The 12474-nt window shown below is 43.5% G+C and carries 9 protein-coding genes; all 9 read right to left on the minus strand.

The window, feature by feature from the left end; genetic code table 11:
- The coding region (locus tag HZA10_04400; GenBank protein ID MBI5195543.1) for a hypothetical protein at window positions 1–624 on the minus strand (624 nt) is incomplete at its 3' end.
- A 177-nt stretch (window positions 625–801) separates the two neighbouring features.
- The gene (locus tag HZA10_04405) at window positions 802–894 is read right to left on the minus strand and encodes an AURKAIP1/COX24 domain-containing protein (GenBank protein MBI5195544.1); all 93 of its coding nucleotides are present in this window, start codon (window positions 892–894) and stop codon (window positions 802–804) included.
- Window positions 895–1222: 328 nt separating this feature from the next.
- Window positions 1223–5467: a CoA protein activase gene (locus HZA10_04410; GenBank protein MBI5195545.1), complete on the minus strand. Its 4245-nt coding sequence runs from the start codon at window positions 5465–5467 to the stop codon at window positions 1223–1225.
- A gap of 286 nt (window positions 5468–5753) precedes the next feature.
- The gene (locus HZA10_04415) at window positions 5754–6062 is read right to left on the minus strand and encodes a YtxH domain-containing protein (protein ID MBI5195546.1); all 309 of its coding nucleotides are present in this window, start codon (window positions 6060–6062) and stop codon (window positions 5754–5756) included.
- Window positions 6063–6134: 72 nt separating this feature from the next.
- Entirely contained in the window at window positions 6135–6527 is a 393-nt protein-coding gene (locus tag HZA10_04420; GenBank protein MBI5195547.1) for a DUF948 domain-containing protein, read from the minus strand.
- A gap of 11 nt (window positions 6528–6538) precedes the next feature.
- Entirely contained in the window at window positions 6539–8626 is a 2088-nt protein-coding gene (gene fusA / locus HZA10_04425) for an elongation factor G (GenBank protein MBI5195548.1), read from the minus strand.
- Window positions 8627–8815: 189 nt separating this feature from the next.
- Window positions 8816–9253 carry a SoxR reducing system RseC family protein gene (locus tag HZA10_04430; protein MBI5195549.1) on the minus strand — a complete coding sequence of 146 codons (438 nt, stop codon included), beginning with the start codon at window positions 9251–9253 and terminating at the stop codon, window positions 8816–8818.
- Window positions 9254–9371: 118 nt separating this feature from the next.
- Window positions 9372–10949 carry a citramalate synthase gene (locus HZA10_04435; protein ID MBI5195550.1) on the minus strand — a complete coding sequence of 526 codons (1578 nt, stop codon included), beginning with the start codon at window positions 10947–10949 and terminating at the stop codon, window positions 9372–9374.
- Between the two features lie 44 nt (window positions 10950–10993).
- The gene (locus HZA10_04440; protein MBI5195551.1) at window positions 10994–12211 is read right to left on the minus strand and encodes an aspartate kinase; all 1218 of its coding nucleotides are present in this window, start codon (window positions 12209–12211) and stop codon (window positions 10994–10996) included.
- Window positions 12212–12474 lie beyond the last annotated feature (263 nt).

The raw sequence follows: 12474 nt of genomic DNA on the forward strand, positions 1-12474 counted from the left end.
CTCGCCTCCGCTGGCATCAGTGCAGGCAGCATGGGTATGAATTTCATTAACAAACACGCCTGCAATATGCGTCCATATATTGTCAGCAACCGCAGCTCCGGTGTTTACCAAACCGGCGGCTGTGCCCCCATCCGCGGTTAGACAGTCTGGGGCACTATTAGTATCATTGCTAATCTGAAAACTTGGGACATCACCTATTAAACCTAAAGTAATACCGGCGCCGGTCTGACAACCAAAGCGCGTAAAGATACTGCCTGACAGAGATATAGGGGCTCCTGTTGATGGGTCAATCATTGGAATCTTCTTCACCCATGCTTCTATTGTAAATTCTCTGTTAACCATACTGGATACACTGTTAGCAAGGCTTATATAATATCGTTTAGCATAATCAAGAGACCCATCAGCGCCCGGATCATGATCTGTTCCAGCGTCTGCACCATCAGGCCCAAAATCATCCTGCAGCACCGGGCTGAAATTAATGGCATAAGCACCTGCATTCGGCAGGGTCACCTTAGTCTGCGGGCCTGCGCCGCAGCTTATCAGCAAAAACCCTGCAATTGCCAAAGTAAAAATACCTGCAGTAAGAAGTAATAATTTTGTCCTATAATTAAACAACCTCTTCATAATTATACCTTCCCCCTTGATTAGTTATATAAAACTCAAAAAGTATAAGACATTGCCTTTTGAGATGTCAAGCATTAAAAATTTATGCTTTTATGGCTCTCTAATGAGCGGCTGAATCACCTCTGAAGATTGACCGCCTCACACATTTTATTAGGTTTCCGTCTATATCTATGATGATTATTTATTCCTCTGGTGCTTAGTCTTTTTGAGGAGTTTTTTATGTTTATGTTTGCTCATCTTTTTCTTCCGCCACTTTACAACGCTGCCCATTACATCGCCTCCTTTTTTAATGAACCTCCCCGCCGCAGAGACGGCGGGGTATCCTAAAGTCTCCCCTCTCTTGACGGGAGGGGATGAAGGGGAGGGTGAAAAAAGCATCTTAATCACCCCCACCCTCACCCTCCCCCGTCAAGGGGGAGGGAAGTATAAGGATACCCCAAAGCAAAGACTATGGGGTATTGAAAATTTAATACAGAATGATACATAATACAAAATTCGGGATGCAAGATGCAAGACAAAGGCATAGATACCTGAAAAACTCTATTTGCAACTCCAGTAGTGTCAGGGGATGACAACCAATCAAATATTTAATCATTATTCAAGATTCAGAATTTATCTTGCTGTATTCCTTTGTCTGATGCATGAACGCCTCAAGCTGAATTGCGGTAGTTATTGATTCTGTCCCGTCGTAAGGTACACTTATGGACGGAATATTATAATCTTTACTAATTGCTCTTAGAAGAGCGGTCACAATTGTCCCCGGCATGCAGCCGAAAGGCATCGCATTTACGATTCCCGATGCTCCCTTCTCAATCAAGTCAATAGCCTTGCCTATGCTTAAAATCGTTTCTCCTTCAAATGAATCATGAATGTACGGGTTGGCTTTTTTTAGAATCTGCCTTGTTGAAGGCTCGCGATTAGTCTTCAGACAATCTTTGAATATGCCGCCGTATCTGTGCTCTGTTTTATTTTGGAAACGATTCTTTAAAAATAATCTTACAATTGACGGGAAATCATTTTTTATCACTGCGTGTTTTAACCCGATATAATTGACGTAATAGATCCATTCTTCCGGCGGAGATAGCCATACTTCTCCGCCAAGGGCCTCTATTTTGTCAATTAGACTTTCATTAGTGAACTTATTGGACCTTACGAATATCTCGCCGATTATGCCTATGAGCGGTTTTTTCCCGTGTAATCGCGGAATAGAATCAAAATCTTTCCTCATATCATTAAGCATCACTTCTACATTGCCGTTTCTGGTTCTCAATGCATTGTATAATCTTTTCAGGTTCTTATCATAGATATAATCGCTTATTCCCTTTTCCTTCTCATAGGGTCTTGTCTCATGAAGACATTTCGTAAGCAGTTCTATGCATACGATACCCTCCCATGCCCTTTTGACAAAATCCTCTCCGGTTATTCCAAGGTCCTTGTAAAAAGTCCTGTCCTGAACCGGGGAATAAACCTGCACGTTATCAAGACCGAGACGTTCCAGTACTAACCTTTGGAATATATTGTACTGTCCGAACCTGCAGGGTCCGGTGCCGCCAGGCATGAAAAAACTTAATCTGTCTGAAGTTGAACCACTTGAATATGCCTTTTTCAACATCTCGCCTATGGTCAGCACGCAAGGATAACATTGTTTCCCGGAGATATGCCTCCTTCCAATTTCCGCAGTCTCTCTGTCAGGCGCCGGCAATACTTCGGCAGATATGCCCGAGTGCTCAAATGCGGCGGCCAATCCATAGGCATGATCGGACATCATGGGAATATAGATAGTTCTCGCTCTGCGAAGCGTAACGCTTGATGTATAACGCGCGACATGAGAAGAAATTAACGGCGCACCGAGAGATGTATTCAATGATAAATTACTATTGACTATTGACTGTTTTTTTGACTGACGGCCGCCGATGCTGTCTAAAAACGCCTCACACCTGGTGATCGCGCCTGCATCGGCGCTGTGCTCGTCTATCTCCAAAAAGAGAAACGGTTTTTTGCCAATCTCCTCCTTGAAATATTCAAAAATAAATGAATCGGGCCCGCAGTTGAAATTACTGATATAAATAGGATACAGCATCGGATTGTCTCTCACAATTCTTGCGGACTGGATAATCCGCTTGCCGCTTTTCCAATACATCTGGGGCCATCTATCTGATATATCCATCGAGTCAAGGGGTAGAAAATCCATTGGAATAGCCAGAACATTAAGGGATGCAAGCTTCTGCGGGATCTGCAGGTTTACTCCGCTGTCAAAAGAATTATATGCCCTTCCTATAATAACAATGGTTCTCTCTCTTAAAGACGAGAGTATGCTTCTCCCTTTTTCCTGAATCTCTCTTTGGAATTCACTTTGTTTTTCCTTTGCCTTGTTCAAGGCTTTTTTAACCTTTCCGGAAGACAAGTTAAATTGTTTTAAACCTTTCTTAATCTCACGGACAATAAAATCATCGCCGCGTCTAAAATCAATTATGGGACTCAATATATTTACATCGCTGAATGCGGCTTTCGCTAAATATGGGATTGTCTGCGTGTACGGACACGGAGACTCTTTATCAAAATATCTGTTATTGTCTTTCAGGCTCACGAAAGACGGCAAGAGAATATTTACGACATCATTTTCCATAAGATACTTTATATGACCATGAGCCACTTTGACTGGAAAGCAGGTCTCTGAAAGAACCGTTTCTGCGCCGAGGTTTACAATCTGCCTGTTTGTCTTCGGGGAAATAGTAATATCAAAACCAAGTTCATAAAGAAGCGCCGTCCAGAAAGGCAGGTAGTCCTGAAAAAAAAATATATAAGGGATTCCGATTTTTTTAGTATTTTCAGAATTTGATTCCGATTTCTTTGTATATTCCTTCCAGAGCAATTCTTCCCTGAATGCAAAAAGATCTTCTATGCTTGCCTTCCCTTTCTTTCTTATATCATATTTCTCACATCTGCCGCCGTAAAATAAAAGCCCTTTTTCACTTTCCACACTGACTTTATTTATATCACAAACATTTGAACAGCCCTTACATTTAAATGATGACGTAGAATAAGAACGGTTTGACAGCCCAAATCCTTTAAAAGATGTTTTATAAGATGTCTTTGAATTGATGTCATCTCTTACAATAAGCGCCATACCTATTGCGCCGGTGACGTCATGATTCGGCGGAACAGTAATCCTTTGCCCGGTAAATTTTTCAAATGCTGCAACCACCGATTTATTGAACGCCGTACCTCCCTGAAAAAATATGTTTTTGCCTATTTTTTTGCCGGAGACCACCCTGTTTATATAGTTTTCTACAATTGAATATGCCAAGCCTGCAAGCAAGTCGTCTTTCTTAACACCCTGCTGAAGATTCGCCAGAAGGGAATTTTCCATAAAGACGGTACATCTTTCACCGAGGTTGCACGGATGTTGTGATGAAAATGCACTGTTCGTAAATTCCTCTTTAATGGATATATTAAGCTTTTCCGCCTGCTCTTCAAGAAATGAACCTGTGCCGGCGGCACATGCCTTATTCATTTCAAAGTCAACCACAACGCCGTTTTCTATAGAAATATATTTGGAATCCTGCCCCCCGATTTCAAAAACAGTATCCACGTCCTTGTCAATAAAAATGGCTGCTCGTGCCTGTGCAGTAATTTCGTTCTTTACAACATCCGCACCGACAAAATCTGCAATCATATATCTCCCCGAGCCTGTCGTGCCAACTCCCAGAATTTCCACTTTATCTCCAATTTCTTCCCCGACCTCTCTCAATCCCTGCATAACTGCATCAATCGGCCTTCCGGCGGTCATAAGGTATCTTTTAGAAAGAAGTCCTCCCTGTTCATTTATAACAGCTAAATTCGTGCTGATTGAACCGATGTCTATGCCGAGATATGCATTAATGGTTTCGGATTTTAAATTTTGGATTCCAGATTTAATTCCGTAATCAGCATTTTGTAAATGTCTCCTAAAAAAATCATCTCCTTTAATAATCAAGGGAGCCCTGCCGTTACCCGATATCCTTATTGAATTTATTTGATCTTCAAGATTCTTTATGTCAAAAGCATTTCTTGTGTTGCTTTTGATGTCTTTTAATGCCGCTCCGATTGCGCCCATAAAAGCGAAATATTGGGGAATGATAATCTCATCAATATTAAATATTTCCCTAAATGCTCTGACTATCCCTGAATTAGCAGCCACACCGCCTTGAAACGATACCTGAGGGAAGACCTTTCTTCCTTTGACTATAGAACCCTTGAAATTCCGCACTACAGCAAAACACAGACCTGCAACAATGTCCTCCACCGGTGTGGCAATCTGCTGGAGATGTATCATGTCAGACTTTGCAAAGACGCTGCACCTGCCGGCTATTCTCGGCGGAGATTTTGATTTTGCTGCAAGATCGCTAAATTCCTCGAGGCTCAATCTTAATCTCTCGGCCTGTTGCTCAAGAAAAGAACCCGTCCCTGCGGCGCAGACTGAATTTATTGAAAAATCTTCTATCCCCATGTCGTTCAGTATTATAAGTTTGGAGTCCTCGCCCCCCATTTCAAATATTGTCTTTACTGAAGGAAGAAATTGCTTGACAGATAATGACTGAGCAACTATTTCATTAATATGTTTAACGCCGAGGATATCAGCTAGGAGTTTACCTGCTGAACCGGTTATGGATATTGAAGGAGATGAAGCATTTCCGTTGTTGCCTAAAAAATTTTTTAATACTTGGAGAGCAACTGTGAGGGGATGACCTTTATGACGTTCATAAACGGTGTGGAATATTTTAGCTTCGGCATCCAGAACAACTAATTTTACGCTTACTGAGCCGGCATCAAGACCGGCAAAAAAAATACCATCCTTGCTCATTGCTGCAACTCCGCTTTAAATGCAATGAAATTATTAATAAAAATCTCCCGGATTATTTCTTTAATGTTTTCCCCAGTCTCCGCTCATTCGTCAACTATTTTTAATACCTTTGCAAGCCGACCGCCTATACTGCTGCCTGAGCCTACCGGCACTATGCTGAATTCAACAAGCATAACCCCGCCTCCTTTTTAAAAAGCCTGTTTAACACAAAACAGACTTTAAAAGAAAGTCATTAGTCCGCAGTTTGCCGTTATTACTCACAGACACCTACACTAATCACTGACACCTACTTCGCGTGCTTTTCCTTTTCCTTTTCGTAAGCCTCCTTGCCTGCTTCGATAGCAGTGGCAATCAAGGACTTCTTTTCCTCAACAAATCCTTTGCCGTGTTCAACGGCAGATGAAACCTTCTCTTTTATATGAGTTGCATAATCCGCTGCTTTTTCTTTGGCGTCTGAGGCCAGGTCTTTAATCTTCTGCCGCGTTTCCCTGCCTGATTGCGGAGCCATAAGCAGTGCAACGCCTGCTCCGACAACACCTCCAAGCACAAAGGCTAAAAGCACATTGCCTGTCGTACAGCTTCTCTCTTCACTCATTTCCCCTGCCTCCTTTTCTTAAGTAAATGTGTAATCAGGCGACCGGCCTGTTACGCATTACCCGTTACGGTTTTATGCATCACGTTTTTTAATAAGCCCTTTGGCTAAAACACCGAGGGCGGTTTTTATGCCTATGCCAAGACTTGCGGTTTTAACGGTAACGGATAAGCCGGTGCGCTTGATTAAATTATTTACCTCGTCAACCATTGCGCCCGTCTCTCCTACTGCTGACGTAAGACGCTGCACATTTTTTACAGATTCCTCAATTCTCTCTACAGTCTTGTTTATATGTTCTGCGCCCTCTCTAATCTCTGAAAGAAGAGGATTCAGATTTTCCTGCGTGGTCTTAAGAAAATCCTCAACCGCCTTTGCCGTCTTCCTGATTTGCAGAATTGCAGGTATCCAGAACACTATCATAATAACCGATATCAGCGCCAATGCTATTGTTGAAATTATCTCTGTCAAATTATTCCCCCTTATTCTTTTTTGGTCTCCGCCCTTTCGGCAATAATCTTCTGCGTAAGGTGGGACGGGACTTCTTCATAATGGGAAAACTCTACCGTGTACAGGCCGCGGCCGCTGGTCAGGGAATTAAGCTGGTTTGCATATGTCAGCATCTCCGCCATCGGGACCAGCGCTGAAATTCTTTGGTTGCCGCCTGCCTGAGGCTCAACGCCCTGAACCTTTCCACGCCTGCCGTTAAGATCCCCTATTACACCGCCGAGTCCTTCGTCAGGAGTAATAATCTCAGCCTTAAGAATAGGCTCCAGAAGAACCGGCCTTGCGCTCTGGGCGGCTTTTTTTATTGCCATTGAACCGGCAATTTTAAATGCCATTTCAGAGGAATCAACAGTGTGATATGAGCCGTCATAGACTGTGGCCCTGAGGTCCACTACCTGAAATCCCGCCAGTATGCCTTCGTGCATGGCTTCAATAATGCCCTTTTCAACAGCCGGAATATACTGCCTTGGAATTACACCCCCGACTATTTTATCCACAAATTCAAACCCCGAACCCTTAGGCAAAGGCTCTATCCCAATCCAGCAGTCTCCGTACTGCCCCCTTCCACCGGACTGCTTTTTATATCTCCCCTGCGCCTTTGCAGATACTTTGATAGTTTCCTTGTAGGGAATTTTGGGAGTTTTCATCAAAACTTCAACGCCGAATTTCCTCTTTAATCTTTCAAGGGTAATCTCAAGATGCATCTGCCCCATGCCTGAAAGGATCATTTCCTTTGTTTCAGGGTCGCGGAAAAATTTAAGCGTCGGGTCTTCCTCAAGCATCCTGTGGAGTCCTGTGCCGACTTTATCTTCGTCACCCCTGCTTTTGGGGGCAATTGCATAGGAAATCATCGGGTCTGAAAACTTTATCGGCTCAAACAGCACCGGCTTATCAGGATCGCTCAGGGTATCGCCGGTCAAAGTGTCCTTGAGTTTGGCAACTGCGGCAATTTCTCCGGGTCCGACTTTCTGTGCAGGCACCTGTTTTTTGCCTGACAGGTAAAATAAGTGCCCTACCCTTTCCTTGCTTTCGCGCGTTGAATTATAAACAGTTGAGTCTGCCTTAAGCACCCCTGAGAAAACCCTGAACAAAGTAAGTTTGCCGGCAAAAGGGTCTGCAATGGTCTTAAAAACCTGCGCTGAAAACGGCTCAGTATCCAGAGGCTTTCTCATAACCCCATCGCTGTTTTTAGCGTTTTTGCCTTTTATCGGGGTAATATTTGCCTTTTCCGCAGGCGAAGGAAGGCAGAGCGGAATCATATCAAGGAGTTTATGCACGCCGATATTTTTTGTTGCGGAGCCGCAGACCACAGGGATGAACTGCCTTGTTATGGAGCTTTCCCGTATTCCTTTAATTATCTCATCTGTTGACAACACTGCGCCTTCAAGATATTTTTCAAGCATGGCATCGTTGGACTCAACGATTTTTTCCACAAGCTTTTTACGGTACTCCTCTGCCTCGTCTTTTAATTCAGCCGGGATGTCAGAAACTGAAGATTGTCCGTTTTGAAACCTGACAGCCTTCATTTCAATCAGGTCAATAACCCCTTCAAACCCTTCTGCTGAACCGATCGGGATATTCAGAGGAATCGGCGCAGAGCCGAAGGATTTTTCAAGCTCGCCTAATGCCATGCTGAAATTAGCGTTTTCCCGGTCCATTTTATTGATAAATACCAGCCGCGGCACCTCATATTTACAGGCGTACTGCCAAATTTTTTCGGTCTCAGCCTTAACGCCGGACAACGCGCTTACAATAACCACGGCGCCGTCAACAGCGCTGAGGCACGACTTTGTGTCTTCCAGAAAATTTATATAACCAGGCGTATCAATCATATTAATCCTGTGACCCTTCCAGTCGCAGAATGCGGTGGCTGATGAAATTGTGATTTTCCTGTGAATTTCCTCCGGCTCATAATCAGTAATTGTTGTGCCGTCCTCAATAGTTCCTATCCTGTCAGTTGCCTTTGCATCAAAAAGCGCCGCCTCCACTAAAGATGTTTTGCCTGCACCTGCGTGAGCAATGACTGCAACATTCCTGATTTTCTCAATGTCAAAATTTACCATTAACTCCCTCCGTATGTTTATTAGTACTTAATATTGGGCGATTCTTTTTTTGTCATTCCGGCTTGCCCGGAATCTTTCCCTGCAGTAAGAAGGATTCCCGACAAGCGGGAATGACACTTGTTAGGTGATTACATTTTATTAAAATGCTCTATGTCTTCATTAAAAAAATCGCTCAATTTAGGTTTTATTTTACTGTTCACTGATCACTGCCGTTATCTCCGGCTTATACTCCGGTTTTGTTTCTGTCCTGACGCTCCAGAATCTTATAATTATAAAAGTTATGAGCAAAGAAATAAAACCAAAAATTGCAGCCGAGGCGTCAGAATTTATTACATTAAGATATGCTTCGCCTATGTTTTTCCCTAAAATAGCGCCTGCGATAAAGGCAGCTAAAGGTATTCCATAAACAATTATTGACCCCCTGAGATATGCCTGCGGTTTCATTGAAATCTTAACTGTCTGACCGGCAGCTGCATGCACAGGATTCAGCGCCTCTATTTCCATGCCTGACTCAGACGGCTCGCATACACCGCGCACAGCACAACCCTCGCAGGTCCCTTTTTTCTGAATGCTGACCTTAGCCATCATGCCGTCTGTATAAATGACAATGCCGGTTTCTTCAATCATGAAATTAATGTAGTGTCATTCCTGCGAAAGCAGGAATCCAGATATTGTCCACAGAGGCTCTGGATTCCGCATCAAGTGCGGAATGACATAAATAAAAAATACCAACTATTTATGTTTGTCATCCTCTCAGAAGTTTATATTCAATGCTGTCCACAAGCGCCTGATAAGAGGCTTCAATGATATTTTCCGATACGCCGACTGTGCCCCATTTGTGCTTGTCATCACCGGACTCAATAAGAACCCTGACTTTTGCCGTTGTGCCGGCGCCTGCTGTTAAGACCCTGACCTTGTAATCAATAAGCCTGACCTGCTTAAGCTGCGGATAAAATTTCTCAAGCGCCTTTCTGAGCGCATTATCAAGCGCATTGACAGGTCCGTTGCCGGTGGCTGCAGTATGCTCTAATTTCCCTCCCGCCTTCAGCATTATAGTAGCTTCACTCAAGGGATCTTCGCCCTCTTTTCTTTTCTCCACAATAAGCCTGAAGCCGGCAAGGACAAAAAATTTCCTGTGAAGTCCGAATGTCTTTTTTATTAAAAGCTCAAGCGAAGCCTCGGCCCCTTCAAACTGAAAACCCTGGCTTTCAAGCTCTTTCATTTCCTTGACTATCTGTGCCACTTTGGGGGAATCAGGGTCAACCTTTAGATTGAATTCCTTGATTTTTTTAATTATATTGCTCCTGCCGCCGAGGTCTGAAACAAGGACCCTTTCATAATTACCGACAAGTTCAGGCCGTACATGTTCATATGTCTCAGGGTGCCGAAGAACAGCGCTGACATGAACCCCGCCCTTGTGGGCAAAGGCGCTGTCCCCGACAAACGGCTGACGCTTGAAATGCCTGATATTTGCTATCTCTGTTACAAAACGTGAAACTTCCTTTAATTTCTTTAATTGGCTGTTGGTTATGACATCATACTTAAGTTTTAACTTTAAGTTTGGGATAACAGATACAAGGTTTGCATTTCCACACCTTTCACCCAAACCATTAATCGTTCCCTGAACCTGAGAAGCCCCAAGCTCAACAGCGGCAATTGAATTGGCAACCGCACAGTCGGCATCGTTATGGGCATGAATGCCAAACTTAAGATTTGTCCCGAATAAATCGGGATGAGATTTAAGATTTGAGATAATTCTTTCAACTTCATGGGTGAGTGCGCCGCCGTTTGTATCACAGAGCACAAGGCAGTCTGCCCCTGCATCCCGAGCAGCTCTTAGAACCTTAATGGCATATTCAGGATTTGCCTTGTAGCCGTCAAAAAAATGCTCTGCGTCAAAAAATACCTTCGGTATTCTTTTTTTGAGATATGCGACTGAATTGTGGATTAAGTCAAGATTCTGGGACAGGGAAATCCTCAAAGCCTCTTTAACATGAAAGTCCCATGTCTTGCCGAATATGGTAACAATCGGAGTCCCGGCATTCAGCAGTGATTTTATATTCTGGTCCTTCTGCACCCTGTTCGCTGCATGATGCGTGGAGCCGAAGGCGACGAGCTTTGACGCCCTGAGCTTTAATTTATGAACCTTGCTGAAAAATTCCGCATCCCTCGGATTGGCGCCGGGAAAACCGCCCTCAATATAATGAACCCCGAGTTCATCAAGCTTTCCAGCAATCCTTAATTTATCCTCAACAGAGAACGAGATGTCCTCGGACTGCGCCCCGTCCCTCAAAGTCGTGTCATATATTTCAATATGTTTCATAATCCGGTATTTAATTTAGCACATTGCTTATTGAAAATCCCTCTTTATTTCTTCCCCAGCCCGAAGGCCTCATGCAGAACCCTTACCGCAAGCTCGGTGTATTTTAAGTCAATCAGGCATGAGACCTTTATCTCAGAGGTGCTGATAGCCATTATATTGACGCCGTGTTTTGCAAGGGTCTCAAACATCTCTGCCGCAACACCAGAATGAGTCCTCATGCCGACGCCGACAACAGATATTTTTGCAATGTCATCCCTCAGGCTCACGCCCTTTGCGTCAAGTTCCTTTGCTATATCTTTAGTTAGTTTAAATGCCTTTTTGCTGTCAGTCTTAGGCACTGTAAATGATATGTCGGTAGCCTTTCCATCGCTGCTTATGTTCTGGACAATCATGTCAACAACTATGCTGTTATCCGCTATTCCCTTAAAAAGCCTTGCGGCAATGCCGGGCCTGTCAGGCACGCTCATGATGGTGATTTTATCCTGATTTTTATCATAAGCAATTCCTGTTACAACTACCTTCTCCATATCTTTATCCTCCTTGGTAACGAGTGTTCCGGGATTATCGTTAAAGCTGGACCTCACAACCACAGGCACTTCATATTTCATGGCAAATTCCACAGACCTTGTCTGAAGCACTTTAGCGCCTAAACTTGCAAGTTCAAGCATTTCTTCAAAGGAAATTTTATCAAGTTTTTTTGCGTCAGGAACAATATTCGGGTCTGTTGTATAGACTCCGTCAACATCGGTATAAATTTCACACAGGTCGGCATTCAGCGCAGAGGCAATTGCAACTGCCGAAAGGTCCGAGCCTCCCCTTCCGAACGTGGTTACATCATCATTTTCAGTTATGCCCTGAAACCCCGCAACAACAACGATATAGCCTTCATCAAGCGCCTTTTTGGCTTTTTCCGCTGTAATTTTTTCTATCTTAGCCTTTGTGTGAACCGTGTCGGTTACAATTCCCATCTGCCTGCCGGTCAGCGCAATAGCTTTGTGTCCGAGTTCCTCAATTGCCATTGCAGTAAGGGCGCTGGTGATTCTTTCGCCGGAAGACAGGAGCAGGTCCATTTCCCTTTCGCTGGGGCTTGATGCCGTCTGATGCGCAAGGTTTATCAGTTTGTCGGTTTCGCCTGCCATTGCCGAGACGACCACTGCCACTTTGTGGCCTTCTTTTGCAGTCTTTACAACACGCCCTGCGACTGCCTTAATCCTGTCAATATTCGCAACCGATGTGCCTCCGTATTTCTGAACAATAAGCATAAGTATTACAATCCCCTCTCTGAACAGACACTCATACTACTTTTTATCTTCACTTTCTTCTCTTATCTTTTTCAAGATATAGTTTAACCGCATTTTAATAATTATCGTATAAAAATTTTGTTTCCTCGGGGTCTCTTATTCTTTTAGATATTATAGAGATTGCAGCTTAACAGGTCAACAAAACTATTTTACAAAACTATTTTATAAAATCTAATGAGGCCTAAATAAGTTAAAACAAAAAAAGCATTGGGATGAAACTTATC

It is taken from the genome of Nitrospirota bacterium, assembly GCA_016212185.1.
In the GTDB taxonomy this organism is placed as follows: Bacteria; Nitrospirota; Thermodesulfovibrionia; order UBA6902; family DSMQ01; genus JACRGX01.

Excerpts from the sequence above, each read along its gene's own strand:
- HZA10_04405 (MBI5195544.1), bottom strand. The coding sequence starts at position 894 with ATGGGCAGCGTTGTAAAGTGGCGGAAGAAAAAGATGAGCAAACATAAA.
- HZA10_04410 (MBI5195545.1), bottom strand. The coding sequence starts at position 5,467 with ATGAGCAAGGATGGTATTTTTTTTGCCGGTCTTGATGCCGGCTCAGTA.
- HZA10_04415 (MBI5195546.1), bottom strand. The coding sequence starts at position 6,062 with ATGAGTGAAGAGAGAAGCTGTACGACAGGCAATGTGCTTTTAGCCTTT.
- fusA (MBI5195548.1), bottom strand. The coding sequence starts at position 8,626 with ATGGTAAATTTTGACATTGAGAAAATCAGGAATGTTGCAGTCATTGCT.
- HZA10_04430 (MBI5195549.1), bottom strand. The coding sequence starts at position 9,253 with ATGATTGAAGAAACCGGCATTGTCATTTATACAGACGGCATGATGGCT.
- HZA10_04435 (MBI5195550.1), bottom strand. The coding sequence starts at position 10,949 with ATGAAACATATTGAAATATATGACACGACTTTGAGGGACGGGGCGCAG.
- HZA10_04440 (MBI5195551.1), bottom strand. The coding sequence starts at position 12,211 with ATGCTTATTGTTCAGAAATACGGAGGCACATCGGTTGCGAATATTGAC.